General features: G+C 49.4%; 26 protein-coding genes. 23 read left to right on the forward strand and 3 right to left on the reverse strand.

What is annotated here, in order from left to right; genetic code table 11:
- Positions 1 to 401 precede the first annotated feature (401 nt).
- From L6J37_RS05770 to L6J37_RS05815, 10 genes are all read left to right on the forward strand, one after another.
- Complete coding sequence (locus L6J37_RS05770; protein WP_237794466.1) at positions 402 to 1,217, forward strand: FliM/FliN family flagellar motor switch protein; 816 nt, start codon at positions 402 to 404, stop codon at positions 1,215 to 1,217.
- 29 nt (positions 1,218 to 1,246) lie between these two features.
- The gene (fliN, locus tag L6J37_RS05775) at positions 1,247 to 1,645 is read left to right on the forward strand and encodes a flagellar motor switch protein FliN (protein WP_027252352.1); all 399 of its coding nucleotides are present in this window, start codon (positions 1,247 to 1,249) and stop codon (positions 1,643 to 1,645) included.
- On the forward strand, positions 1,645 to 2,424 hold the full coding sequence (gene fliP, locus L6J37_RS05780) for a flagellar type III secretion system pore protein FliP (RefSeq protein WP_036759474.1): 780 nt from the start codon (positions 1,645 to 1,647) through the stop codon (positions 2,422 to 2,424). The genes fliN and fliP overlap by 1 nt, the downstream gene beginning before the upstream one ends.
- 9 nt (positions 2,425 to 2,433) lie before the next feature.
- Positions 2,434 to 2,703 (forward strand): flagellar biosynthesis protein FliQ, encoded by a 270-nt coding sequence (gene fliQ / locus L6J37_RS05785; protein WP_027252354.1) that lies wholly within the window; start codon positions 2,434 to 2,436, stop codon positions 2,701 to 2,703.
- On the forward strand, positions 2,703 to 3,482 hold the full coding sequence (gene fliR, locus L6J37_RS05790) for a flagellar biosynthetic protein FliR (RefSeq protein ID WP_192016556.1): 780 nt from the start codon (positions 2,703 to 2,705) through the stop codon (positions 3,480 to 3,482). Before fliQ ends, fliR begins: the two co-directional genes overlap by 1 nt.
- Positions 3,479 to 4,606, forward strand: coding sequence for a flagellar biosynthesis protein FlhB (gene flhB, locus L6J37_RS05795; RefSeq protein WP_027252356.1), 1,128 nt, complete (start codon positions 3,479 to 3,481; stop codon positions 4,604 to 4,606). The genes fliR and flhB overlap by 4 nt, the downstream gene beginning before the upstream one ends.
- Before the next feature lie 21 nt (positions 4,607 to 4,627).
- Positions 4,628 to 6,721, forward strand: coding sequence for a flagellar biosynthesis protein FlhA (gene flhA / locus L6J37_RS05800; protein WP_218384754.1), 2,094 nt, complete (start codon positions 4,628 to 4,630; stop codon positions 6,719 to 6,721).
- Positions 6,714 to 7,520: a hypothetical protein gene (locus tag L6J37_RS05805; protein WP_237794468.1), complete on the forward strand. Its 807-nt coding sequence runs from the start codon at positions 6,714 to 6,716 to the stop codon at positions 7,518 to 7,520. The genes flhA and L6J37_RS05805 overlap by 8 nt, the downstream gene beginning before the upstream one ends.
- Before the next feature lie 545 nt (positions 7,521 to 8,065).
- Positions 8,066 to 8,947, forward strand: a complete 882-nt coding sequence (gene lafA / locus L6J37_RS05810) for a lateral flagellin LafA (RefSeq protein ID WP_192016552.1) — start codon at positions 8,066 to 8,068, stop codon at positions 8,945 to 8,947.
- Positions 8,948 to 9,346: 399 nt separating this feature from the next.
- On the forward strand, positions 9,347 to 10,303 hold the full coding sequence (locus tag L6J37_RS05815; protein ID WP_237794471.1) for a transposase: 957 nt from the start codon (positions 9,347 to 9,349) through the stop codon (positions 10,301 to 10,303).
- Between the two features lie 332 nt (positions 10,304 to 10,635).
- Here L6J37_RS05815 and L6J37_RS05820 read toward each other — a convergent pair whose 3' ends face one another.
- The gene (locus L6J37_RS05820) at positions 10,636 to 11,706 is read right to left on the reverse strand and encodes a hypothetical protein (RefSeq protein ID WP_237794473.1); all 1,071 of its coding nucleotides are present in this window, start codon (positions 11,704 to 11,706) and stop codon (positions 10,636 to 10,638) included.
- Positions 11,707 to 12,567: 861 nt separating this feature from the next.
- On the opposite strand from L6J37_RS05820, the gene L6J37_RS05825 reads away from it, so the two are divergent.
- The 13 genes from L6J37_RS05825 (at position 12,568) to L6J37_RS05885 (ending at position 23,504) form a co-directional block, all read left to right on the forward strand.
- Positions 12,568 to 14,097, forward strand: coding sequence for a M28 family metallopeptidase (locus L6J37_RS05825; RefSeq protein ID WP_192016549.1), 1,530 nt, complete (start codon positions 12,568 to 12,570; stop codon positions 14,095 to 14,097).
- A gap of 415 nt (positions 14,098 to 14,512) precedes the next feature.
- The gene (fliD, locus tag L6J37_RS05830; protein WP_218384762.1) at positions 14,513 to 15,853 is read left to right on the forward strand and encodes a flagellar filament capping protein FliD; all 1,341 of its coding nucleotides are present in this window, start codon (positions 14,513 to 14,515) and stop codon (positions 15,851 to 15,853) included.
- Positions 15,854 to 15,865: 12 nt separating this feature from the next.
- Complete coding sequence (fliS, locus tag L6J37_RS05835) at positions 15,866 to 16,255, forward strand: flagellar export chaperone FliS (RefSeq protein WP_192016547.1); 390 nt, start codon at positions 15,866 to 15,868, stop codon at positions 16,253 to 16,255.
- Positions 16,248 to 16,553, forward strand: coding sequence for a hypothetical protein (locus L6J37_RS05840; RefSeq protein ID WP_237794474.1), 306 nt, complete (start codon positions 16,248 to 16,250; stop codon positions 16,551 to 16,553). Before fliS ends, L6J37_RS05840 begins: the two co-directional genes overlap by 8 nt.
- Positions 16,553 to 17,659, forward strand: coding sequence for a flagellar hook-length control protein FliK (locus tag L6J37_RS05845; protein WP_237794477.1), 1,107 nt, complete (start codon positions 16,553 to 16,555; stop codon positions 17,657 to 17,659). Before L6J37_RS05840 ends, L6J37_RS05845 begins: the two co-directional genes overlap by 1 nt.
- A 15-nt stretch (positions 17,660 to 17,674) precedes the next feature.
- A complete protein-coding gene (locus tag L6J37_RS05850) occupies positions 17,675 to 18,148 on the forward strand; it encodes a flagellar basal body-associated FliL family protein (RefSeq protein WP_192016545.1) in 474 nt (157 codons plus the stop codon).
- Between the two features lie 7 nt (positions 18,149 to 18,155).
- On the forward strand, positions 18,156 to 18,884 hold the full coding sequence (locus L6J37_RS05855) for a FliA/WhiG family RNA polymerase sigma factor (protein WP_192016544.1): 729 nt from the start codon (positions 18,156 to 18,158) through the stop codon (positions 18,882 to 18,884).
- A gap of 15 nt (positions 18,885 to 18,899) precedes the next feature.
- Positions 18,900 to 19,757, forward strand: coding sequence for a flagellar motor stator protein MotA (gene motA / locus L6J37_RS05860; protein ID WP_027252369.1), 858 nt, complete (start codon positions 18,900 to 18,902; stop codon positions 19,755 to 19,757).
- Positions 19,757 to 20,722: a flagellar motor protein MotB gene (locus L6J37_RS05865; protein ID WP_192016543.1), complete on the forward strand. Its 966-nt coding sequence runs from the start codon at positions 19,757 to 19,759 to the stop codon at positions 20,720 to 20,722. The genes motA and L6J37_RS05865 overlap by 1 nt, the downstream gene beginning before the upstream one ends.
- A 61-nt stretch (positions 20,723 to 20,783) precedes the next feature.
- A complete protein-coding gene (locus L6J37_RS05870; protein WP_081669253.1) occupies positions 20,784 to 21,095 on the forward strand; it encodes a hypothetical protein in 312 nt (103 codons plus the stop codon).
- Between the two features lie 135 nt (positions 21,096 to 21,230).
- The gene (locus L6J37_RS05875) at positions 21,231 to 22,181 is read left to right on the forward strand and encodes a peptidoglycan DD-metalloendopeptidase family protein (protein ID WP_192016542.1); all 951 of its coding nucleotides are present in this window, start codon (positions 21,231 to 21,233) and stop codon (positions 22,179 to 22,181) included.
- On the forward strand, positions 22,085 to 22,705 hold the full coding sequence (locus tag L6J37_RS05880; RefSeq protein ID WP_237794480.1) for a bactofilin family protein: 621 nt from the start codon (positions 22,085 to 22,087) through the stop codon (positions 22,703 to 22,705). Before L6J37_RS05875 ends, L6J37_RS05880 begins: the two co-directional genes overlap by 97 nt.
- Positions 22,706 to 22,898: 193 nt before the next feature.
- Complete coding sequence (locus tag L6J37_RS05885) at positions 22,899 to 23,504, forward strand: hypothetical protein (RefSeq protein WP_237794482.1); 606 nt, start codon at positions 22,899 to 22,901, stop codon at positions 23,502 to 23,504.
- 79 nt (positions 23,505 to 23,583) lie between these two features.
- On the opposite strand, the gene L6J37_RS05890 is transcribed toward L6J37_RS05885, so the two are convergent.
- Positions 23,584 to 23,901 carry a DUF4144 family protein gene (locus tag L6J37_RS05890; RefSeq protein WP_192016539.1) on the reverse strand — a complete coding sequence of 106 codons (318 nt, stop codon included), beginning with the start codon at positions 23,899 to 23,901 and terminating at the stop codon, positions 23,584 to 23,586.
- Positions 23,902 to 24,191: 290 nt separating this feature from the next.
- On the reverse strand, positions 24,192 to 25,265 hold the full coding sequence (locus L6J37_RS05895) for a DUF2278 family protein (RefSeq protein ID WP_237794483.1): 1,074 nt from the start codon (positions 25,263 to 25,265) through the stop codon (positions 24,192 to 24,194).
- Positions 25,266 to 25,305: the final 40 nt, after the last annotated feature.

Raw genomic sequence — 25,305 nt, forward strand, 5'->3', positions numbered from 1 at the left:
CTTGCTCAAAATCACTTTAATAAAATAAAGGTGATCTTGATTCAATTTATATTTGACGCCACTCTGACACTAATTTGACACCGTACCGACATTCTATCCGTCAGAATGATTTTTTTGATATGGCTTCAAAAACAGCTACTTGTGGCAAGCAAAACCTAACAAAACACAGGGTATTTCAAAGGCGGCCATAAAAGTCTCATCAATTCATATATAAGAAAACCCTATAAATGAAGATATAATCAACATGTGGACTAACATCACAAATTCAAAATCAATAACTAAAACACAGGAAATAGCTCAGGCTAGACTTAGCGAAACTAATAGTGGTTTTACCAAAATAGAAGTAAATTAAATCCGCAACAGTTAATAAGTTGCATATGAGTTCTGACGGATATGCCAATATGAAAAAAATTGAGTTAAACAATGCTCAACATTTCCCCACACTGAACGTTGAACATTTAGGGCGCCCAATCCATGTCATCCGGGAAGAGTTGCAGAAAATCTTTTCGCAGGCAGATTCGTCAATTACCCAGGATTTACAACGCTGGGTGAAAGACAAAAATCTGACCATTAAGCTGGCTGACATTCAACTCTCCAACCGGGATGCCACGGATCAAAGCAACAATGCCTCTATCATTCGGCATCAAGCCGGAGGGCTGATTGAAGCGCAACTGGATACCCAGTTGTTACTGGCGCTGTCGGATAAATTTTACAACGCCGATATCGATCGCAGCGATGCCGGTTACGCGAATTCGACGCTGACAGCCAGTGACCTGCGTCTTCAACAGCGATTACTGCAGCGTATTTGTTCACTGGTTGCCGATGAGAAGGCGTGGCAACTGACCGATGATGGCATGACTTACGGTGTCGGCTTACTCGCCACTTTCACTGTGAGCTACCGTAAAAAAGTGGCGGCGTTCCGCCTGTACTTCGATGAAAACATGCTTCAGGTGCTGATGGATGATATGGCGTTCCAGACCAACCATCACCTGAGCGATGATTTCAGGCTCGCGCTGGAGAATACGCCGGTTCAGCTTCATGCCACGCTTTGCCAGAAAAAAATGCCGCTGGATGATGTGCTCAAGCTGCGTCCTGACGATGTACTGAACATTGATCTCCTCACCAATGTGCCGGTGCGTATCGGACAGGAACATTTATTTAACGGATGCGTGGCCGACAAAGACGGCCAGCTCGTCCTGATTCTTAAAGATAAATAATACTATTACAGGATTGAAACATGACTGATTTGAATGAGATGACAGACGTAAACGCATTCAGCGAAGACGATCTGAACTTTGACGATCTGAATTTGGACCAGCTGGATGATGATATTGAAACCGAGCAGGATTCAGCTGCTTCGCCCTTTATTCCCTATGACGACGTGCCTTCACGCGATATCAATTTCTTCAAAAAAATCCCCGTCACTGTCACGCTGGAAGTGTCCAGTACCGAAGTCTCGCTGGGTGAACTGATGAAAGCCGGTGAAGGCAGCGTGATTGAGCTGGATAAGCTCAACGGCGAACCACTGGATGTCAAAGTCAATGGATCGCTGATGGGCCATGCCGAGGTTGTTGTGGTCAATGATAAATATGGTCTGCGCCTGATCGACATCGTGGATTCGCCGCTTAACTCCGTGGAATCCTGATGATGCTCCGCAGTACCTGTCACCGAATAGCCCGCACAGGCGGGCTATGTATCACCGGTTTTCTCGTATTTCTTCTGTCTTCACACCCGGTATTTGCGGCTGAAAGTGGCGGCCTGACACTGATGACAGTGTCTGATGGTGCCGCCAATCAGGAATACAGCGTTAAGCTGCAGGTGCTGCTCTTAATGACGGCGCTGAGCTTTTTGCCCGCCTTCCTGCTGATGGCCACCAGCTTTACCCGGATTATCATAGTGCTGGCCATTTTGCGTCAGGCGCTCGGCCTGCAGCAGAGTCCGCCTAACCGGGTTCTGGTCGGCATAGCGCTGGCGTTAACCTTGCTCATCATGCGCCCTGTGTGGACAGACGTCTACGAGCACGCTTTCAAGCCGTATGACGCAGGCCAGATGACCTTGATGGATGCCTTTGCAGTGGCAGAAAAACCCGTCAAAGATTTCATGCTCAAGCAAACCCAGCAAAGTTCTCTGGAACAAATGCTGCACATTGCCAACGAGCCCATCAATCAGAACGCTGAAGATCTGTCGTTTGCCGTCGTGTTACCCGCTTTCGTGATCAGTGAACTGAAAACGGCATTCCAGATTGGTTTCATGTTGTTTATTCCCTTCCTGATTATCGACCTGGTGGTTGCCAGCGTCTTGATGGCGATGGGTATGATGATGCTGTCACCTCTGATCATTTCTTTGCCGTTCAAGCTGGTTATATTCGTGCTGGCGGATGGTTGGGCAATGACGGTTGGCACACTCGCAGCCAGTTTCGGGTAGGAGAACAACATGACACCGGAACTCGCTGTTACCCTGTTTTCAGATGCCGTGTGGATGATCATTACCATTGTGACGGTACTGGTCATTCCTGGGCTGCTTGTCGGGCTGCTTATTGCCGTGTTTCAGGCGGCAACGCAGATTAATGAACAGACCCTGAGCTTTCTTCCGCGCTTATTGGTAACCCTGCTGATGGTGATTTTCGCCGGCCACTGGATGATCCGAAAGCTCGTCGACCTGTTCACCTATCTGTTCCATAACATTCCGGGAATGATTGGCTGATGGATCTGACCTTTGCGCAAATCACAGCCTGGCTGGGGCAAGTCTGGTGGCCCTTTTTCCGCCTCGGGGCGGCGCTCGTGGCTATGCCCTTTTTTGGCGACGGCGCCATTCCGATTTGGATAAGGCTGCTTTTCGCCTTGTCGATCAGCATTCTGATTGCGCCACTGATGCCAGCGATGCCAGCTGTGGATCCCCTTTCCCTTAAAGCACTGGTGCTCGCCTTCGAGCAAGCGATCTGGGGAGTGTTCTTCGGATTTATCATTCACCTTTTATTCAACACCATGACCATGCTCGGGCAGATTGTCTCTATGCAGATGGGCCTGAGTATGGCGATCATGAATGACCCGGTGAACGGCATGTCTGTCGCCCTGCTCGGCCGCCTGTTCCTGATGTTCAGCACCTTGCTTTTTCTGGCACTGGACGGCCATCTGATCGTGATTGATATTCTGGTCCAGAGCTTCCATATCTGGCCAGTCGGCGCTGGTATCAGTGAAGCAACGCTGCACCAGATTCTGTCCATGGTTGGCTGGATGTTCGCCTCAGCACTGGCGCTGGCCTTACCCGCCATCGTTTCCATGCTGCTCGCCAACATCAGCTTCGGTGTCATGAACCGGGCCGCGCCCAGCCTGAACGTGTACGCATTAGGCTTTCCAATGACCATGCTTTTAGGCCTGTTCAGTATTCTCATTGCTATCAGCGGTGTACCCAGCCGCTATACCCAGTTCGTGCATACCACCTTGCAGGAGCTGACCTATTATGTCGCAGGAAACGGCCTATGAGTGACCAGAGTACGCAGGACAAAACAGAAAAAGCTACGCCCCAGAAAATCCGTAAAGCCAGAGAGCAGGGGCAAATCCCACGGGCCAAAGATCTCACCGCCGCAGTGATTTTTATCGTTGTGGTGTATTTCTTCTCGGTCCAGCTTGAGGCCATCTGGGATGCGCTCAGCGGTGTGTTCCGGTTCAACATGCAACTGACCCGCGAAGATCTGCAGTCACCCTGGCAAGGCATTGAGCATATGGGGCAAAGCCTGGCTATTTTGATAGAACTGCTGCTGCCACTGTTTGCGGTCATACTGTTAGCGGCTATCGCGGGAAGTCTGATGCTGGGCGGCTGGCTGTTCTACCCTGCCGGTGTGCTGCCAAAACTGTCGAAGATCAGCCCGATTGCCGGCATTAAACGTATGTTCTCGATACGCTCACTGGTTGAGCTGCTGAAATCGACCCTCAAAGTGACCGTTATCTTCTTGCTGCTATATACCTATCTGGATTCTCATTTGGCTGAGCTGATGGCGATGCAGAACCTGCCCTTGCGCCAGGGCGTTGTCGCCGTCATGAGTATCCTTTTCCACGGTGTGCTGCTGATGGGCGTTGCGCTGATCATATTTGGCTTGCTTGATGTCCCCTACCAGCGCTGGGAGCACTTAAAGCAGCTGAAAATGACCAAGCAGGAAACCAAGGAAGAATACAAAAACAACGAAGGCCGGCCGGAAGTGAAACAGCGTATCCGCCAGATTCAGCAACAGTTTGCGCGGCGTAAAGTGGAAAAAACCGTGCCTCAGGCAGATGTAGTGATCACTAACCCAACCCACTATGCGGTCGCCATCAAATACGATCCGACTATGTACGACGCCCCTTTCGTGGTTGCCAAAGGGGTGGATGAAATGGCCCTGCATATTCAGCGTATCGCCCGCGAAAACAATGTGGAAATACTGAATTCCCCGCCACTTACGCGTGCTATTTATCATACCACTCAGTTGGAACAGGCCGTGCCGAACCAGCTGTATATCGCCGTGGCGCACATTCTGACTTATGTCATGCAGCTCAAAGCTTTTCGTACCGGGAAAGGCGGCAAACCACAGGCATTACCGACTTTTGCGATTCCACGCCACTTACAGTATTAAGGCAGGAGAGAGATCAAACCCATGTTAAACAGGCTACCTAAATTTAACCATTTAAAGCGCAGCTATATCAGTATTCCTGCTGCTCTGCTCATGATACTGGCCATGGTCATGCTGCCCCTGCCCCCTATGCTGCTGGACGCCATGTTCACCTTCAACATAGTGCTGGCAATCATGGTACTGCTGGTCAGTACCACGGCAAAACGACCACTGGATTTTTCTATCTTCCCAACCATCTTGCTGGTGGCTACGCTGCTGCGTCTGACGCTGAACGTAGCGTCCACACGGGTAGTGTTACTTGAAGGTCACAATGGCGGCGATGCGGCCGGTAAAGTGATCCAGGCATTTGGTGAAGTGGTGATCGGCGGTAACTATGTCGTCGGTATGGTGGTCTTTGTCATTCTGATGATCATCAACTTCGTGGTCATCACCAAAGGTGGCGAGCGGATTTCAGAAGTCGCTGCCCGATTTACCCTCGACGCCTTGCCGGGTAAACAAATGGCCATTGATGCCGATTTGAATGCCGGTTTGATCGATCAGGAACGTGCCAAGCTGCGCCGGAAAGAAGTCGCCAATGAAGCCGATTTCTACGGCTCGATGGACGGTGCGTCAAAATTCGTCCGTGGTGATGCCATCGCCGGCCTGCTGATTCTGTTCATCAATATTATTGGTGGTATCAGCATTGGCGTGTTCGAATACGATATGACCGGCGCAGAAGCGTTCAAAACCTTTGCCTTACTGACTATCGGTGACGGTCTGGTTGCACAGATCCCGTCCCTGCTGCTGGCCACCTCAGCGGCGATTATCGTAACGCGTATCAATGACAGCGATGACGACATGGCTGAGTCGATGCGCAATCAGCTGCTCGCTTCCCCAACCACTTTGTTCACTGCCGCCGCGATTATGGCGATTGTCGGCAGTGTGCCGGGTATGCCGCATCTGGCATTTTACGCATTCGCTGCCGTACTGGCCTATTCGGGCTGGCGACAACTCAAATCACCCACCCATGACGATCAACTGGAACAGGTTGAACAACTTGGCTACGCCATGCGCCGTGAAAGCGATCAAGTGCTGGCCTGGGATGATATTCCGCATGTTCAGAGCCTCTCGCTGCACCTGGGTTTCCGCCTGGTCCATCTGGTCAATAAAGATCAGGGCGCGCCGCTGTCGCAGCGGATCCGGGGGATTCGTAAAACACTGTCCGAGCAAGTGGGTTATCTGCTGCCTGAAGTCAGTATTCAGGACAACCTCAGCCTGCGGCCAAACCAATACACCATCGCCGTACAGGGTGAGATAGTTGAACAAGGTGAAATTGAACCAGATCGCCTGATGGCCATTGCGGTGGGTGAAACTTACGGTGACATTGACGGCATACTGGGTACTGACCCGGCCTATCAGTTACCGGCCGTCTGGATTGAGCCCGGCGACAAAGCCAAAGCACTGAATATGGGTTATCAGGTCATTGATGACGCTACCGTCATCGCTACGCACCTGAGTAAGGTAATGAAAAACAACCTGGCCGATTTGTTCACCCATGATGATGTCGACAACATGATCCACCGCTTGTCGCTGCAGGCACCGAAACTGGCCGAGGCACTGGGCAATGTCATGACACCGGCTCAGCAACTCAAGGTGTTCCGTCACTTACTGCAGGATCAGGTGCCGGTCAAAGACATACGCACCATAGCCAACACCATGCTCGACAGTGCAGAAAATACCAAAGATCCTATTTTGCTGGCCGCCGATGTGCGTTGTAGTTTACGCCGCACTTTAGTCAACCTGATCAACGGTGACCGCAAAGATCTGAACGTGTACACCTTGTCTGATGATCTGGAGCAAATTTTGCTGACATCTTTGCAGCAGGCACAGTCAAACGGCCAGGCCATGCTGGACAGTTTTCCGGTTGAGCCCAATATCCTTCAGCAATTCCAGCAAAACCTGCCATTAGTCAAACAGCAGCTTAAGCAGCAAAACCTGCCTCCGGTTCTGCTGGTGATGCCACAACTTCGGCCACTTCTGTCACGTTATGCGCGTACTTTTGCACAAGGTCTGGCTGTCTTGTCATATAATGAGATTCCAGAACACAAGCAAATCAATGTGGTAGGAAACCTTGGCTAAGTTGTTTACCGATGCCGCGTTAGGCGAGCATGCACGCGGGCTGCTGATTCAGGCAGCCCAGACTCCGGATGATCACATTCTGCTTGAGGCCATGCAGCACAATGATATACGTCATGTCTGTCAGCCGATAAGACACACAGAAACCAACGAGGTCACATTCCAGCACCTCACTTTACGGTTCGGCAGCAATAACGAGCAGAGTGTCTACCGTTTCGACCTGTCTGAAGAGATGCGTTATGCGCTGGATTTGTTCGGGCTGCTGCTGGCTGTCAGGCACATTAAATTTCAGCAAGAAACCATTCATGCCAGCCTGATTAATCCGTTAGTTGTGCCCCTGCAGGTGGAAACCTTGCTGAAATGGGAACCCGGCCAGCATTTTTTATCTTCCCTGTTTGAACACCATAGCCAGGCGATGCAGGATGTCGTGCCCTGCCTCCAGCTTTTTCAGTCCAATTCAGATACCGGGCAGTTAGGTAAACTGCTGGGTTGGTTACATGACACCTGCCCGGCGTTTTGGGTGGATATCAGGCTGCCAACCGCCTATCTCCCTCTGCTGGAAACGCATCCACCCGCAGCCATCAAGATTGCCCAATTCAATGAAGACACCAGTTTCAAGCAAGGCTTACTGCCGGTCATCCGCTTTTTGAAACAGTGCCATGTCGAGTTTGTCGCCGGACGCGTGGCCACTCAATACGATCTGATCCGCTTCCGCCGTCTGGGTGCGGGTTATTATTTTGGGTACATCAGCGATATACCCACCTCCTTCTCCGCACCGAGAAAATTTAAACTCGTTAAATAGCCCCCTCAACACTGTTATTTATAACGCTAGTATTTATAACGCCAGAATTTACAACGCCAGCACTTCAGCTGGCGTCTTGCTTTTTGTTGTTGCCCGCCAAATATTGAATCTCGATCACAACTCTTTGTTACCTATTTACCTGGCTCTTTTCTGTCTTTACCTAATCCTTCACTCATTCAGGTATAGACCATTTACTCTAACCAGCACCTTGGCTGATTATTTCATTGCCCGGTTTAATAAAATTGAAACCTCATACCATGGCTTTTACAGCTGGAAACTGTGAATTTAGCAAATTTTTCAAAATTTATTTTAGCATTCCATATAAAAATCAAGTTACTGATTTTTAATCAATTTATCTCATAAAATCCAGGTAAAAAACCGCTAAACATCAAGATGAAATCATTTTTTTTCACTTTTCTGATTAATGTTCTCAGAGCCTCTTCCGCCTCATATTAGCGAGTAGGAATAACGGCCACACAGAACAACAAACTGATTTGTGTGCCGATATAAACCAATATAAAGAAGCAATACTTAGGAGAATTTTCATGGCTCTATCAATGCACACCAACTACGCATCTCTGGTTACGCAAAACACCCTGAACGGCACAGGCAACATGCTGAACACGGCCATGGAGCGTCTGGCGACTGGCTACCGTATCAACTCTGCTGCTGACGATGCGGCTGGTCTGCAAATCGCAAGCCGCCTGGAATCTCAAACTCGCGGCATGTCTGTTGCAATGCGCAACTCTCAGGACGGCATCTCTATGATGCAAACGACTGAAGGTGCACTGGACGAAGCAAGCAACATCCTGTACCGCATGAACGACCTGGCTACTCAGGCAGCGAACGGTACTAACTCAGTCAACGATCAGGAAGCTCTGTACGCAGAATTCACTGAGCTGACCAGCGAGCTGGGCAGCGTAATGGCCAACACTAAGTACGCTGGCGAAACTGTGTTTGACGCAGCGGGCGTGAAAGGCGGCGGTATCGTACTGCAAATCGGTGGTTCTTCTGCTGAAACTCTGGACTTCGCTACTTCTATCGATGGTAAAGTTGGCGCAGCAGTAACTATGCTGGAAGCAGGTGGTACTATCGCTTCTCTGGGTACCTTCGGTGACACAGGCGCAACTGTAGCGGCTAACCAAACTGCTGCACAGACTGCAATGGACACTATCCAGACTTCTCTGGACACCATCGGTGGCGCACGTGCTGCTCTGGGTGCGAACATCAACCGCCTGGAACACACCATCACTAACCTGGGCAACATGGTTGAGAACACCTCTGCTGCGAAAGGCCGTATCATGGATGCTGATTTCGCTGTTGAAACCTCTAACATGACTAAGAACCAGATGCTGATGCAAGCCGGTACTTCTGTACTGTCTCAAACTAACCAGCTGTCTGGCATGGCAATGTCTCTGCTGCGCTAATCAACTGATTAGTCTCAGATACCTAGTCAAAGTCACTCCAATGTTCAAAGCCCCGATTTTCGGGGCTTTTTTTCGTCTCCCCCCTGAATGTCCCACCTTGAATGATGCTGACGCTTTCCCCTCCTATATGGACAGACACGTGAGCCTCCTATCAGGACAGGCATGTTAACCAGTAACTCCATTCTTATCAGGACAGACATATTACGAAACAGCAGCACGCAGCCAGCCTATCAGTCATTCTCCTACACATCATTCCTACAAGGACAGACACATTAAGAAAAATACAACTTCATCAATTTCATGATTTTCATACCTGGCCCGAAATTCTGAACTTATCCCTTTCGTCTGCGCTCAAATACATATACTGTAAATTCATCCAGTATCAATCAATCATTACCAATGACAACAGCACGTAGCCAACTCGTTAGTGTAGAAGCAACGCCCTATTACCATTGTGTTTCCCGCTGTGTTCGGCGTTCATTTCTGTGCGGATATGACGAACTTACCCAAACCAGCTATGAACACCGGCGGGGCTGGGTTGAAAAACGGTTGAAACGGATTGCCAGTGTATTCTGTGTTGATGTTTGTGCTTACGCCATCATGAGCAATCATTACCATGTCGTTCTGCATATCAACAAAGATCAGGCCTATCGCTTATCAAATCACGAAGTCATTGATCGCTGGCTCACCTTACATCGTGCTCCCATGCTGATTCAACAGTTCTTAAAAAGCGAAAACTTATCTGAGATCGAGCAAAATGCTTGCTTAGCCATCATCCAGACCTGGCGGGAAAGGCTCTGTTCCATCAGCTGGTTCATGCGCCTGCTGAATCAATACATAGCAAGCGAAGCTAATCGTGAAGATAACTGCACCGGCCACTTTTGGGAAGGACGTTTCAAAAGCCAGGCATTACTGGATGAAAAAGCCCTGGCTGCTGCTATGGCATACGTTGATCTAAACCCCATACGAGCCGGAATCGCAGACACACCAGAAGCCTCCAGCTTCACTTCAGTGAAAGCACGCATAGAATCGCATCGGAAAGATCAGATAACGGCCCCATCTCTTTTTCCCTTCGCCGGTAATCCGCGAAACGATATGCCGGAAGGACTGCCATTTAGCCTGGCAGATTATCTTGAACTGGTTGATTGGACAGGACAACAAGTCAGAGGAGATAAGTCCGGACATATACAATCAGCTCAGCTTCCTATCCTTGAGCGACTTGGCATCAAGGCTGATTCGTGGCTGGATGTTTGTACAAATATAAAAAAATGCACACTCATTGGTTCTGCAGCTGCAATTCAAACAGCATTACCCAAGTTTAACAGGCAACGGCGAACCGCTTTACAAATTCCATAATCCTGACCCGCTACACTGAACTCTCTGCACACAACACATTGAATGTCATATGTACGCTACACTCTCCTGAAAATCAGACCAGAGACAAAAGAGCCGCTGTTGATATCAACAACTGTAAATCAATATTATTAAGATGCTTTTAACAGCAATTCGGTGATATCAACACAAAGCACACTACCTTTTTCAGGCCGATGACCCAAAAGGCCCATAGTGACTGTCCTTGTAACCCCGAAAGTGACTGTCCCTTTAAGCCCCTTTAAGCCCGCCCGATTTTCATGAAAAAAAAGAGCGCTTGAAGCGCTCTTTTCATTTCTTTTCGGGTGATTGAGGAATTAGGCCGTCGCGTATCCCTGTGCTTCAGGTGTCGGCGCTTTCGCGTAATCTTCTTCACCCACACTGTAACAAAGATAGTAAATCGCGCCCTGCTCTCCTGCCTTCGTATCTCCCATCCCGGAAAGGACAACCACCTGAGCCCCCAAATCCTTCAACGTATTATACTGACTCTCGTCGATCGTCAGTGCTCCCAGATCGATGTCTTTCTTGATTGGGTCTCTGTCACGGATTTTGATTGTGACTGGCCCACGGTCCAGCGGGAATCGATAGTAATAGGATTCGCTTTCAACAAAAGCGAACTGGTCTTCGTCCGTCATTTTGATATTCGACCCCGACTCCGGCCAGAAGGCACCACCCGTTGGATCGCTTTGCGCATCGTCAAGATGCTGGATATACACGTCATCATCGCCTTCAATGATTTTCGCAAGCCATTCGATCAACGCCGCCTCAAACTTGATCACGTAAGATGCAGCATTAAAGGCATCAGACATCAGCTGTGCCTTTGGCGTTTTGATTTCACCTAACACTTCAGCTGCCGCAGCTTCCGCCTGAGAGGTATAATCAGCAACGGTATCAATCACTTCTTTATTACAGCCACAGGATTGTTTTTCACAGTAAATCCCAAGCACGCGCAGACTTGGCAGAGGTTTGTTCATCACCCGCCAATAGATATTGTACTTGCCGTATTTATCATGTGAGGGCTGATCAATTTCATTGCAAATGTCGGACGTCGTGACTTTCGCTGTGTCACGCGTAATCGTCATCGTGCCGAGGTCATCGTCCTTTCCTTTGCTCATATCTGATTTATCCCGCTCCCAGAGCTGGAATTCAATCTTGTGCAAGCCACTGGCCGGAACCACAATATCAACATTCCGATGACCGTCCTCATTGGATGGATTCATTTCCAGTGGGCTGTCGTGGTAATAGTATTTTCGCTCGAACTCATCAGGATTTGACGGATTCGAATAGGTCCGTACTTCAAAGTACACTTCATCGTGTGCTGAACCTTCGTTGGTCTTTGAAATACATTCGATCTTATTAAATTGAACTGAGTAAGCGTATTGCTCCACGTAACTCTCCTTAAACGTGATTGTCATGCCCAGCCTCCGTTTCACCGAAACGATGCCTGAGCATTTACCTGAAAGACAAAGAACACCCGCGATACGTACTTTGAGTTGAAAGCTATATAGCAGGGTTAAATCTTCCGAGTGAATACCATAGAGGAATAAAACAAGTGCTTTTTTGCATGCCTGGTATGCCTGACAAACAAAAAATTACAATAAAGCCTAAACGCAGTATGCGTATAATTGCAATTCAATCTACTTCACAAACTCTATGGCAGATCGCATTTCGCCGCAAACGCGTAAACTCAACTCGGCATCAGTTCAATTTCAGTGATACCAGAACGACGGTTCATGTGCAGGTTGCATCAGGTGCAATGTGCAGACATCTCCTACATTCCCGCAAAAACTAACAGTTCAAAACAATCGGACTCAAATTTATTACATCACCTCAGACATGTTGATAGGTGTTTAAAAACAAAAAATTACCTTGATATGGTTCTAAAGGTGACTGTCCTTTTAAGTCCATTTAAGTCCATTTAAGTCCCTTTTCAGTCACAACTGTCCGAGAGGAGGTTGCACTCAACAGCATTGTGCTTTTCCGCATAGCTCGCAAAATTGAAATCTAATATCAATCAATCTCAACAATATTTTTCTCCATATCTACCCGAAATTTCTGCGCATAACGTTAATGAAACGCCGTAACTAAGCAGTTCATCATGAATAATTCATTCTCCCCCGGCGCCAAACACTTTATTGATAGTTTTGTGACAACCCTGCGTTACGCATTGATGAAAAAGGATACTTTCGCTTTCCATCCAAACTGGCCTAAGTTTTGTTGGTTTAACAAAAATCTCCAGGGAGGAGAATATGAAAAACACAACAACGTTATTGGCTTTACTCATTTCAGCTGTCTGCAGTCAGGCATATGCTGAGGACAAAGTCTGGATATCCATCGGGTCGGATGCCAGCCAGACAGTGAAATCTGTCATGCAGCACAAAGCGCAAGCTATATTGCCAGAGTCATTGGCCAGCAGCGGGCCGGTGTGGGTAGGACAAGTGGATTACAGCCAGTTGGCTGAGTTATCGCACCACATGCATGAGGACCATCAGCGCTGCGGCGGATACATGGTCCATTCCTCGGCAGAAAGTGCCATTGCCGCCAGCAATATACCGCAGTCACTCGCGGTGTTTCAGATTCCTGACATCAGCCAGCAAGACACAGTCAATGCCTGGTTGCCTCAGGTAAGTTCACAAGCCATTACCGGCACAATCAGTTCACTGACCAGCTTCATCAACCGTTTTTATACCACCACTTCAGGTGCGCAAGCATCTGACTGGCTGGCCAGTGAATGGCGTTCGCTGAGTGCTTCGTTGCCCAATGCCAGCGTTAAGCAAGTTTCGCACTTTGGTTACAACCAGAAATCTGTCGTATTCACAATAACAGGATCAGAAAAGCCGGATGAATGGATCGTACTGGGCGGTCACCTGGACTCCACGATCGGCTCGCACACCAATGAGCAGAGTATTGCACCCGGCGCCGATGACGATGCATCCGGCATCGCCAGCGTAACGGAAATTATTCGCGTGCTGTCGGAAAACAATTTCCAGCCTAAACGTAGTATTGCCGTTATGGCTTATGCTGCGGAAGAAGTGGGATTACGTGGCTCACAGGATCTGGCCAACCAATATAAAGCGGAAGGCAAAAAGGTTATCTCTGCTCTGCAGCTGGACATGACCAACTACAAAGGCTCGGTTGAAGATATTGTGTTTATTACTGATTACACAGACAGTAATCTGACCACTTTCCTGAGCCAATTGGTTGATGAATATCTGCCAAGCTTAACCTACGGGTTCGACACCTGCGGCTATGCCTGTTCAGATCACGCTTCATGGCATAAAGCCGGTTATTCTGCAGCTATGCCCTTTGAAGCAAAATTCAACGACTACAACCCTATGATCCACACACCGAACGACACGCTGCAGAACTCAGATCCCACAGGTTCACATGCGGTGAAGTTCACTAAGCTGGGTCTCGCCTACGCCATTGAAATGGCCAATGCTACAGGCGGAACCCCACCGCCGCCGACAGGTAACGAGCTCAAAGATGGCGTACCGGTTAACGGATTGTCCGGTGCAACCGGCAGTCAGATTCGGTATAGCTTCGAGCTGCCCGCTCAGAAAACACTGCAGATCAGCACATCCGGTGGTTCGGGGGATGTTGATCTCTATGTGTCATTTGGCTCGGAGGCCAGCAAGCAAAACTGGGATTGCCGTCCATACCGGAACGGAAATAACGAAGTCTGTACCTTTGCCGGGGCCACACCGGGCACTTACTCCATCATGCTGGATGGCTATCGCCAGTTTTCTGGGGTGACACTTAAGGCGTCAACGCAGTAGTCTGCGCTGACTCACCAACAACAGGGGGATGTTTCCCCCTGATATTTTTCCACACCAAGGTTACCGGAAACCCCCGGGTTTCCGGTTCTTTATCGTTAGCTCTCCCCCCTGTCCCTGATTTCCCGTTGCACTTCTTAATGACCCCAACCAATTCGCCGCCCTACTTCATAGGGATTGTTGCATAGGCGACAAGGTGATCCTGCAAAGCGAGTTGGCTTCACCTGTCTGTTTCCTGCTGAAGCGGAGCAGTTTCCATCTGGAAGCAATCACTGCCAGACGGAAGACAAAGCGGAAACCCAATCGGAAATCCAGCTTCCGCTTTACGTGGAAAAACCATGACAATTCCAATAATTTCAACCAATTAACGCAGTGGCACACTAATTGCTTTAGTAGTCATAAATATAGGAGTTTTTCCATGAGTTCCATCGATCCGATCAGTATGGCAACACAGCTGGCCACCTATGAGATTCAGCCGTTTCAGCAACGTTTTCAGACTCAGGCTGATAAATACCAAAGCCAGATTTCTGCTTACGGCAAAGTTGAAACTGCGTTACGGACATTCCGAACTGCAGTAGAAGACATGAATGGCCTGAATGACAGCGTGGTAAAAAATGGTGCCACTTTCTCGCAGGAAGGCAACATCAGTGCCAGTGTCAATGCCAGCGCGCTGGCGGGTGAGTATCAGGTATTTGTCGAGCAAATCGCGACCTCTCATCAGATGGGTGTTGATTTGGGCGCAGGTACCACAGCCGACACAGCCATTCCTGCTGCAGGTAGTATGGTTATCTCCATGGATGGCAATACCATGACGCTTGATCTGGCGACCGTGGACACTGACAGCGATGGCACTGCCACCCTTCAGGAACTGGTCGCCGCTATCAATACTGATGAAAACAACCCGGGTGTGAACGCCTCACTGGTTCGCGCCAACGGCGAAACCCACTTCATGCTGTCCGGCAAGGAAACCGGTGTCGCCAATACAGTGTCTGTCAACGTGACAGGTACAGGTGATGCCAACTTCGAAAACGCTTTTGCCAACAGCACGGATATCAGCACACCTAAAGATGCGGTGATCTGGCTGGGTGCTGAAGGCACTGGCCTGAAACTGACCAACAGCTCCAATACCTTTGAAGGTGTGATTGACGGCGTTGATCTGACCGTTTCTAAAGCGCAAACCAGTGGTGACCAGCCAATCGGTATCACTGTGGGTTCTGATAAAGAAGCCACCAAAGAACAACTGAACAAAATGGTGGATGCCTATAACGCGCTGATGTCTGAAATCGACAAATACACCAAGGTCGGTTCAAAAGATGAAAAACGTGGCCCATTGGCCGGCGACGGCACCATCCGTTCTCTGGAAAACCAGATCAGCAGTATTTTCCGTCAGTCTTACAACGGCCAGAGCTTGTATTCAGTAGGTGTCAGTATTGACCGAAACGGCAAACTGGCAATCGACAATGACAAGTTCGAAGCCGCCCAGGCCGCTGATCCGGCAGCACTGAACGAAATGTTCAACGGCACCGATAAATTGTTCGACTCGCTGGAAGCAACAATTAAACCTTACCTGTCGTTCTCTGATGGCGTCTTCAAAAACCGCAAAGACAGCCTTCAGCAAAATATCAGCCGTATTGACGACAAAATGTCCAATCTGGAGCGCAAGTACCAGATGTCTTACGACCGTTATCTCGCCCAGTTCACTCAGATGAACCAGTTGATGACACAAATGCAGCAAACAAGCGGATTATTCGCGATTTAAAGGAGTTAACCCATGCTAATGCAAAACTCGGGCTTTGATTCGTATCAAAGCGTCGATCTGGATGCCCAGGCCGCATCAGCAAACCCTCACCAACTGGTGATCATGCTGATTGACGGCCTGCTGGATGAAGTCGTCCGGGTCAAAGGTCACATCGAATCCAACCGTCTGGAAGCCAAAGGGAAAGGCATCAGTAAGTGCATGAACATCCTGATTGGTCTCGACAGTGCGCTGGATGTTGAAGCAGGTGGCGAGCTGGCTGCCAATCTTCACGACCTTTACGAGTTTTGCATCAGCGAGCTCTTTAAGGCCAGTTCCCAGAACAAAGTCGAACACCTGGCAACGGTGGAAAATGTCATGACTAACGTCCGTGAGGGATGGGAAGGTTTTGGTCAGCATGTCTAACATCACAGTGAGCCAGCTCATGGCTCTCAGACAGCATCTTGACCGCACCGTGACTGATAGCGACTGGGTTCGCCTTCAGCAGCTTGATCAGACGTTACAAAAAGTACTGCGGAATCTGAAAGGGACTCATCTGACTGAAGATTATCTTCAGGCGCTTGCCCATTTGAAAAGCAGTCATCAGGCAGCCATCGCTGCGGTCAATGCAGCGAAAGAAAAGTTACAGCAAGACATGAATGCCGTCGGTGAAGGAAAAGAAGGACTTCTGGCATATCAAATGGCCATGAATATGGAGCTTTAATGAACACTATCGTCTCACATTCCAAACTGGCTAACAGTGACAACGAGTCGGCGGACATGCTTTCCGGCAAAGTCAAACCGTCCAATGATGGCACTGCTTCTAACTTCAGTGACACGCTGCAATCCAATGCCGCCACTGACAAACAGGAAGCAGCCATTACTGAGACCTCTTACACGGCCGATGCTGCCGAACTGTCAGACCAGCAGCCGGACAGCAATCCGGTACTGTCTCCCGCCGCGGCAGCGGACATCATTGCCAATCTGCTGGCGCAGGCCGAAAAGCAGCTGGGAGCAAGCTCGGCAACCAATACCGGGGCGCCCGGAGCGGCGGTCAGTACTGCAGAAAACGCCATTTCAGCGTCCGCGAATACCGGCATGCGAGAAACGCACTTGATGCAATCCGGCGCTACCGCAACACCCGCAGCACCGACAGACAGCCAGGCTGTCAGTACACAGTCAGCCGACAACGCTCGCTTTACTGCCCTGCTGCAGCAACGCAGCCAGTCACCGGCTCAGCAGGATCTCGCGTTAACAGGATTAGTTGAATCCCGCAGCGCCGGCACAGCCCCTTCTCTGCAAACCCTGATTGCAGGACTGTCTGCAGACGGTGCCGCTAACTCTGCAGCCTTGCAATCCGGTTCATCCCAACAGGCTCAAAACGCCGCGGCTCCCGTAGAATGGGCCAGTGTCAAACTCCCTCAGAGCCAGCAAGGTAAATGGGGAGAGCAGATGATCCAGGTACTGCAGGACAGAGTGCAATTGCAGGCCAGCCAGAATTTGCAGGAAGCACGCATTCGTCTGGATCCGCCTGACCTGGGCAAACTGGATTTAACTGTTCGTATGGATGGCGATCGTCTCAGTGTTCAAATCCATGCCAGCCAGTCGGCCGTCCGTGATGCGCTGGTTCAGGTGTCTGAGCGGCTGAGAGCCGAGTTACAGGAACAGAATTTTGTTCATGTTGATGTCAATGTCGGTGATGGCCGTCAGGGTCAGCAGCAAGAACATACACAAGAAGACTCACAACCCGTTATTTTTGCCAACAATCAGGCTGATGACAGCCAGATAACAACAACAGATTCAGGCCATTGGTTATCAACCAGAGCCTGATGAGGAGCCATTTACATGACCCAGCGTAATCTCGTCTTGATCATTATCATCATGCTGATCACCAGCGTACTGGTCGCAGCTGCCAGTGTTGGCGGTACCCTTTGGTACGTCAAAAGTCATCAGGGCGAAGGCGGTGCCAGTTTCAGTCTCCCCTTTAGCCAACCAGAGAATACCGATCCTATTTTCCATCCGCTGGAAAAGCTGGTTCTGTCGGTGAAAGGCGAGCGTCAAACGCACTTCATCATGATGGAACTGGCGCTGGAAACACGTAACGCAGAAGCGATTGAAGGTATCGATAACTATATGCCGGTTGTACGCAATGCCCTGCTCAAACTCTTCAGCAATAAAACCTATGAGCAACTGCAGAACCAACGGACGATTGAAGAGCTTCAGGATGAAGTCAAAGGTACATTACTGAACGCTTTCAGTCAGACACGTTATGCCCGCGCCATCGACAATGTATTGCTGACCAAATATGTGATTCAGTGAGGCGCCTATGCTAGATATCAACCCGACTGAAGAGTACGAGAAAAAACACGACACCGGGCGTAACAACCCGGTAGTGAACGAAGATAAGCTGATCCGTGATCACCTGATCTTAGTCAAACGTGTTGTCAATCAGCTACGCAGTCATGTCAGCACCCACTGCAGTCTGGAAGATATGCAGCAAATCGGTCTGATGGGACTGCTGGAAGCAGGTCGTCGCTACGGTAACGTGGAAGACCCCAATTTCCCGTCTTTTGCCGTATGCCGGATCCGTGGTTCCATTCTCGACGAACTGCGCCGTCTTGACTGGCGCTCGCGCCAAACCCGTCAGCAGGCGCATGAACTGAATGACGTTACCCGCGACTTAATGAAAAAACTCGGCCGCCAGCCATCGGAGGCCGAAATCATCGCAGCGTTAGGCACGGACCAGGCAGATTATCTGCAGCGCCTGAATGCCTCTATGGCCAGCGAAATGCAAAGCCTGGATCAATTGCTTGAAAGCGGTTCCGATTTTTCGATGAACCATGACGGCGGTGAATCGGTTCGTCATGAACATATTCGCCGTACGCTATCGGCGGCGCTTGGCAAGCTCAAACCGCGTGAACAGCTTCTGCTGACCCTGTTCTATCAACATGATATGAACCTGCACGAAATTGCACTGGTGCTGAACCTGACACCGCCTCGTGTATGCCAGCTTCATAAGCAGGCACTGAAACAACTGAATCAATATCTTTGCTGATAGGAGCAAATTGACATGCAAAAATTTACCGGCGCAATCGTCATTCTGTTGTGTGTTTTCGGCGGTTACCTATGGGCCGGCGGTACTTTGATGGCCATCTGGCAGCCTGCTGAAATTCTTATTATTACCGGTGCTGCACTGGGCTCTATCATCATAGGCAACCCACCACATGTTATTCGTGAAATGCGTATTCAGTTTCGCCAGATAATGAAGCCCCGCAAAAACGAACAAGAATACTACATGCAGCTGATGGGTCTGATGCAACTGTTGCTGGAAACCATACGTAACGGTGGTTTCAAATCACTGGACAGCCACATAGAAGATTCTCAAAACAGCGAGATTTTCGAACGTTATCCGCTGGTCAAAGACGACAGCCACCTGGTGGCTTTCATTACCGATAACCTGCGACTAATGGCCATGGGCCAGATGTCACCCCATGAGCTTGAAGCTCTGCTGGAGCAGGAAATCATGGCCATTGAAGATGACCTTCTGCTGCCTTCTCGTTCACTGCACCGTACAGCTGAGGCCCTGCCAGGCTTCGGGATTCTGGCGGCAGTGATGGGCATCATTATCACTATGCAGTTCATCGACGGCTCTATCGCGCAAATTGGCTACAAAGTTGCCGCCGCACTGGTGGGGACATTCCTCGGTATTTTCGGTTGTTACTGTGTACTTGACCCGGCCAGTAATGCCATGTCGCAACGTGTTAAACGTGACATGACCGCCTTTGAATGTGTCCGGGCCACACTGGTCGCTTATGTGGCCAAGAAGCCTACTCTGCTGGCCATAGATGCTGGTCGTAAACACATTCAGCTTGATGTGAAGCCAAGCTTCAATGACATGGAAAAATGGCTGTCTGAGCAGGAGGCATAATGCAACGGCACGATCAGATCATCATCAAACGAGCACGCCGCAATTCGCATGAAGCAGGGCATGGAGGGGCATGGAAAGTCGCATTTGCCGACTTCATGATAGCCCTGATGGCGCTGTTTCTTGTGCTGTGGATCCTGGCCATTGTCGACAAGACGGAACGCCAAGCGATCGTTGCTTATCTCAACAGCTCCAGTTTGTTCGATCAGGCTTCAGGTAATCCGTTTAATACCTCCACCAGCCTGTCTCCTATCGATCTGGGCGGTGAAGCGGCGGACCTCAGCTCGCATGATGCTGCTGTGACTGTCACCTCCTTCTACGACGGAAATGGCGATGGTTCACAAACTGATGCACTGGTTCAGGGTACATATGAAACTCAGGAACAACTGAAAGTACTGGCGCAAGTGGTTGAGGAACTGGCGAAGCAGGTTTCAGCAGAAGGAAACGTGCATGTCGATGTGACGCCGCAAGGACTTCGCATTGTCTTGCAGGACGACTTCCGCCAGAACATGTTCCACCGGGGAAGCAGCGAGCTGACGCCTTTCTTTGAGGATTTATTACTGGCACTGGCCCCCATTTTCCAGAAGATTCAGAATCCGCTGATTATCAGTGGCCACACAGATGCGGTTCGTTACAGCGGCACTTTCAGCGAAAGATCAAACTGGGAGCTGTCGGCTTCACGCGCCAATGCAGCTCGCCAGACTCTGATTGTCGGCGGAGCGCCTGAAAATCATGTCTTGCAGGTTGCTGGCATGGCTGATCGTGCGCCGCTGAACCCTGAAGAACCGAAAGCCAGCGAAAACCGACGTATTGAGTTGTTTGTCCTCACATCAGTGGCTGCCCGAATGGTGGAAACACTGTTCAAAGGGCCACCGGCTAACGATGACGGTCCTGTGATACAGCAGGCCCGTGAGAAAGCAGAATTTAATCAGCCTGTTATCCGTCAGGACTACATTGAAGCGTCTTAATTGAGTAACCGGCAAAGGGATTATCCCTTTGCCACCTGGAGAACTTTAGCGAAGTTAACCCATGAAAAGAGCTGCATCTTCTTCCGCAATTGTCCCAAGTGAACGTCGACCGGACAGTCTGCAAAAGTTATTTCTCTGGCTCATAGTGCTGGATTATTTTCTGCTCAGCCATTTTTTGCTGAGGATGCACAGCATGACACTGAATACAGGGACGACAATCAGTTTATTGCTTTTAGGCTACAACGGACTGCTTTCCTATCTGTGTTTCAAACGCGCACGACGTAGCGGTGATTTCTACATTATCTACCCTACTCTCGCCGCGATATTGCTGGCTTTTATTCTATTTCTGTATTTTTTCTTTCTCATTGCGTAATAGAACCGGCAGCAGGACACGTTTAATGAACTTATGCCAGGGAGCACAGTTTTACATCTTCTTTTCCCGGCAAAGGTTAATCCTGCATCCAGTTTGTCGCCTAATGCATTAGAGAAAGCGAATGAGCTTAGCGTAATGAAAGATCAACTCACTATCTCGATATCAACGATTAACGGGTCTTACCATTTTCAATTGGGTAAGTATTTACGGCGGAACCTGATAGCAACCCTGCTGTTGTTCATCGTCGCCGTCGTGGTCATGGCATTTTCGATTCAGTATTTATGGAATGCTGTTGATCAGACACAACAGGAAAAATCGCAGTTAAACCAACATGCCAATGAACTGAAAGATGAAATTCTTAATCTGGAAAGCGACCGGCAGTCGCTGGAGCAAAACCTGGCTGACAGGCGCTATGAACTGGAGCAGATTTCTGGCCGCGTGAATGAGCTGGAAAACGTTTTGGGTATTGAAAGCGAAGGGGAACAACCTTTGGATACCCGTCTGGATACAGCTGCACTGAACTCGGCGGTACGTGTCGCCATGCTGAAAGTAATACCTAACGGTAGCCCTATGGAATACCGGCGTATTTCTTCCTCATACGGCTCGCGTAACCATCCGGTTTACGGTAACAAGCGTCGTCATCTGGGTATCGATCTCAGTGGACACACGGGAACATCAGTGCACTCCCCTGCCGATGGCGTGGTAGAGCTGGTACGACCGAGTAAAAAAGGCTACGGCAATTTAATGAAAATTGACCACGGCTATGGATTCATGACTCTGTATGCGCACCTGAAAGCATTCAAAGTCAAAACCGGTGATTTCGTCAGAAAAGGCGATTTAATTGCATTATCAGGCAACAGTGGTACCTCGACTGGCCCCCATCTCCATTATGAGGTCCGTTTTCTGGGTCGGGCTTTGAATCCCAAGTATTTTATTAACTGGGGACCCGACAACTTTGACTATCTGTTTAACCATGAGAGGAGCATCCAATGGGACTCTTTAGTAAAAGTGCTGGAAGCACAAGCAAGCACTCAACTGCAACTATCATTGCACAAGGCTGTTCCTTTAAAGGAGATATCGAACTAAGCGGTAATATCCAGGTTGATGGCTACATCGAAGGACGTATTCGTACCGAACAAACGTTATCGATAAGTGCAACGGGCCGTGTGTCTGGCGAGATCTTTGCCAGCAAAGTGGTCATCAACGGCCTGCATGAAGGAGCCTGCCACGCCGACAGCATTGAGATCCTGGAAAAAGGCAAAGCCAAAGGTGTCATTTACACTAATGATATTTGCATTGAGCGAGGCGGTTGCTTCCACGGTCAGACTTACCCGGCTGATAAAGAAAAAGTCGTCACTATCAATAAAGAAGAACCGGTAAAAGCCGCCGAGGCCTCCCCAGATCTCAGCAAGAAAGAAAGCGGTAAAGAGACCGCACCACTAACGCCACCGACTCAGCTCAAATCAGCAGAGGCATCCAGCACTACGGATAAAAGCGCAGCGCCCGTAGCAACCGCAGCAGCGACGGCGGTTAAACCCGCGCCCTCTCCGGCATCAACAGTGGCGGCACCTGTTACTGATACCAAAAAGCAGGTCAACGCCCGAAAATAACCTGTAAAACCGGAATCCAGCATTCCGGTTTTTTCTCTTCTGTTTTCTCTCCGCACTCTCCTGCTGACCGCCTGCCAAATAAAAACTGTTATCTGCTTCTCAAATTCATCGTTTACTTTCAGTTAGTCCAGAAAAGCAATCATCAAGATACGATAATCAGTACATATTCAGTTGGATACATAAGGATCATGAAATGAAAACAAGGCTTACCCTGACCGCCATCTTTATTGCCAGTTTTGCACTCTCAGGCTGCACATCAACTCCGGGCGATACCGCACAAACTGATACGGCCAATCCCGCCAACGCTACTCAGGACATTCTTGATGCCGGTGCCTGTATTGGCTCAACAGAGCCGCCTGCGGCATGGGCCAGTAAGTTAAACCTTGTCGATGATCCCCAGTTGCTGGCCAGTTCTCTCGGTCAGCCTACTAAGGGCAAGTTGTGTCAGGGAAAAGTGTACAAAGTGAAAGAAGGGGAAGCACTGACCGTCTTTCGGGCCTGGAACAGCACCAACCCGAACAGCCAGTTTGGTGCCTGGTGGGCGGCAAATCAGCCAAACGGCAAAGTGGCTCAATACCGGGCTGGGTACGAAATCTGCTACCAATGGTCGCCGCTGGACAAAATGACACGGTGTGAGCTGAAGCCAGGCAGCAAACTGGTGATCGGCAACGGACAGAGTGCTCAGTGTTCAGAATGGCTGACTTATCCGGTATCGGCTGAGCAACAGCTCTACCTTGAAGATACGGAAACTCTGGTCAGTAATTGCCAAACCTACGATGCGGTATTTGGCTGGGAATAAAATAATCAGCCCCTGCGCGTGCGGCTAGCCGGGATATTGTATTGCACTGTCTTATATCGCACTTTTTTAAGAGCGCTTTCTATAAAGCACTGATAGCCTCTGCGACAGAGGCAAAAGACACCTTAGCCGCACAACATGCTCCCAGACAAGACTGATGCGCTTTGATGATCTCAACAATCTCATCAAGGCGCATTGTCTGTTCCGTCTTTTCTAAGCTGGTGTCGCCAGGGCGCAGGCTCAAAAGACGAAACACCTGCCCGGCTGAATCAATCAGCGCATCACCCGGCTGAAAGCCAAAGCAATGCAAATCAGAATCCGACTCCCAAGTATGGCGATCAGCAACAACACTCAGCTCCTGATCACCCTCATATTTCAACACCGCGGGCCAAACAACCATGAATAATCCACCTTACTGGTTCAATCCGCCCATATTGCCCGCATTCAGGTACAACAGGCAAGTACCCAGCCAGCCGGTGTTATTTGCGGGAGCGACGCTTAGTCAGATTGCGATATCAAATGAATAATATTCGAAGGGCTGGCAACCCAAAATGCGGCAAATCCTTCCGGCAAAGGTTCAATCTCATCGCACCTGGCAATCTTGTGGCTCGCAAGATGCTCTGCTGCACAAAGACAACTGGCATTACTTGTCAGTTGTCTCTGAAGTCATCATTAACGCAAAAATGATAATCAGACTCTAAAGAGCGTCACCTCGCCTGATTTTTTGGCTTCTTCTCTGGTATAACTCACGCCATCAACTTTCAGCCCATTTTGGTCAAGCAAAGAGATTAAACCTCCCCTGTTCGATAAAGGTACACTCCCGAGAGTGACAGTACGAATTTCGCCCGGAGCCAACCAAATATCTTGTGAAAGTGTGTGTGCTTCATCATTTTGGTTCAACAATTTCCAACCGCCAAGCGAAATACCTGACTTGCTCCGGTTCATCAGATAAACGAGTTCTGGCTTGCCGACATACTCTGGTTGCCCCTCTGGGCCTTCAGGATTCACAAGCGCACCGACTATAGCGACACGGCGATCATCCATAATAATGTCGATATCATCAGCTCTTGGTGGCAGGATGTCGCCATCACCTGGCTCTGGACGGGTATGACCAAGAATCTCTGCCACGACCTGCGAATTCGGCAAGGCATGGCCAGTCGTTTCGTCAGTATGGATTGCCTGCGAACCAAAGGCCAAAAACAATGCGATGTGTCGGCCCGTATCAGCATCTTCGATTATCACCCCTCCGTCTTGCCAAACACCGTTATACTGAGCAAAGCGGCCTGCACTTCCTTGGTTCATATGAACATCGTGAATTCCCTTCATATCGCTATAAGGTTCGCCAAATAGGTAAATTTTCGATTTCTTAGAAGAAGCCGTCCGTAGAATCGGCATAATCAGGTCCAGAAGATCATTACCCACACCCGGAATATCATGGGGCAGCAGAATGCCGTCTTCAAAGTTAAGAAGGTTTCCCCGAATATAGTCGAGCGCCCCACCTCCCGGTTTTTTATCCAGTTCGTGCCACCCCATCCCAAGCCCAGAAATCTCAGTCAAGATAGGGTGCTGGAAATTATCAAATCGATAATAAGCTAGCTCTGATAAAGAGCCCTTCGACTTCACATTGATCGACGCACGGTATTCCTCACCGCGACCATCTTCATAAAAAAGATGGATATGTGGTGAGTCAGGATCGTCTTGCGCTGTTTCTGCAGTAACTCGGACAGCATTTGCACACCAGACGCCATATGGATGTATCGGCATGTTCATTCCTCCTCGTTATAGTTGCTCATATAGCCAGACA

It is taken from the genome of Photobacterium sp. WH77, from assembly GCF_022014395.1.
Lineage (GTDB): Bacteria > Pseudomonadota > Gammaproteobacteria > Enterobacterales > Vibrionaceae > Photobacterium > Photobacterium arenosum.

What these genes read in the sequence shown, in the direction of transcription:
- L6J37_RS05770 (WP_237794466.1), top strand. Translation starts at nt 402, where the DNA reads ATGAAAAAAATTGAGTTAAACAATGCTCAACATTTCCCCACACTGAAC.
- fliP (WP_036759474.1), top strand. Translation starts at nt 1,645, where the DNA reads ATGATGCTCCGCAGTACCTGTCACCGAATAGCCCGCACAGGCGGGCTA.
- fliQ (WP_027252354.1), top strand. Translation starts at nt 2,434, where the DNA reads ATGACACCGGAACTCGCTGTTACCCTGTTTTCAGATGCCGTGTGGATG.
- fliR (WP_192016556.1), top strand. Translation starts at nt 2,703, where the DNA reads ATGGATCTGACCTTTGCGCAAATCACAGCCTGGCTGGGGCAAGTCTGG.
- flhB (WP_027252356.1), top strand. Translation starts at nt 3,479, where the DNA reads ATGAGTGACCAGAGTACGCAGGACAAAACAGAAAAAGCTACGCCCCAG.
- flhA (WP_218384754.1), top strand. Translation starts at nt 4,628, where the DNA reads ATGTTAAACAGGCTACCTAAATTTAACCATTTAAAGCGCAGCTATATC.
- lafA (WP_192016552.1), top strand. Translation starts at nt 8,066, where the DNA reads ATGGCTCTATCAATGCACACCAACTACGCATCTCTGGTTACGCAAAAC.
- L6J37_RS05815 (WP_237794471.1), top strand. Translation starts at nt 9,347, where the DNA reads ATGACAACAGCACGTAGCCAACTCGTTAGTGTAGAAGCAACGCCCTAT.
- L6J37_RS05825 (WP_192016549.1), top strand. Translation starts at nt 12,568, where the DNA reads ATGAAAAACACAACAACGTTATTGGCTTTACTCATTTCAGCTGTCTGC.
- fliD (WP_218384762.1), top strand. Translation starts at nt 14,513, where the DNA reads ATGAGTTCCATCGATCCGATCAGTATGGCAACACAGCTGGCCACCTAT.
- fliS (WP_192016547.1), top strand. Translation starts at nt 15,866, where the DNA reads ATGCTAATGCAAAACTCGGGCTTTGATTCGTATCAAAGCGTCGATCTG.
- L6J37_RS05840 (WP_237794474.1), top strand. Translation starts at nt 16,248, where the DNA reads ATGTCTAACATCACAGTGAGCCAGCTCATGGCTCTCAGACAGCATCTT.
- L6J37_RS05845 (WP_237794477.1), top strand. Translation starts at nt 16,553, where the DNA reads ATGAACACTATCGTCTCACATTCCAAACTGGCTAACAGTGACAACGAG.
- L6J37_RS05850 (WP_192016545.1), top strand. Translation starts at nt 17,675, where the DNA reads ATGACCCAGCGTAATCTCGTCTTGATCATTATCATCATGCTGATCACC.
- L6J37_RS05855 (WP_192016544.1), top strand. Translation starts at nt 18,156, where the DNA reads ATGCTAGATATCAACCCGACTGAAGAGTACGAGAAAAAACACGACACC.
- motA (WP_027252369.1), top strand. Translation starts at nt 18,900, where the DNA reads ATGCAAAAATTTACCGGCGCAATCGTCATTCTGTTGTGTGTTTTCGGC.
- L6J37_RS05865 (WP_192016543.1), top strand. Translation starts at nt 19,757, where the DNA reads ATGCAACGGCACGATCAGATCATCATCAAACGAGCACGCCGCAATTCG.
- L6J37_RS05870 (WP_081669253.1), top strand. Translation starts at nt 20,784, where the DNA reads ATGAAAAGAGCTGCATCTTCTTCCGCAATTGTCCCAAGTGAACGTCGA.
- L6J37_RS05875 (WP_192016542.1), top strand. Translation starts at nt 21,231, where the DNA reads ATGAAAGATCAACTCACTATCTCGATATCAACGATTAACGGGTCTTAC.
- L6J37_RS05880 (WP_237794480.1), top strand. Translation starts at nt 22,085, where the DNA reads ATGGGACTCTTTAGTAAAAGTGCTGGAAGCACAAGCAAGCACTCAACT.
- L6J37_RS05885 (WP_237794482.1), top strand. Translation starts at nt 22,899, where the DNA reads ATGAAAACAAGGCTTACCCTGACCGCCATCTTTATTGCCAGTTTTGCA.
- L6J37_RS05890 (WP_192016539.1), bottom strand. Translation starts at nt 23,901, where the DNA reads ATGGTTGTTTGGCCCGCGGTGTTGAAATATGAGGGTGATCAGGAGCTG.
- L6J37_RS05895 (WP_237794483.1), bottom strand. Translation starts at nt 25,265, where the DNA reads ATGCCGATACATCCATATGGCGTCTGGTGTGCAAATGCTGTCCGAGTT.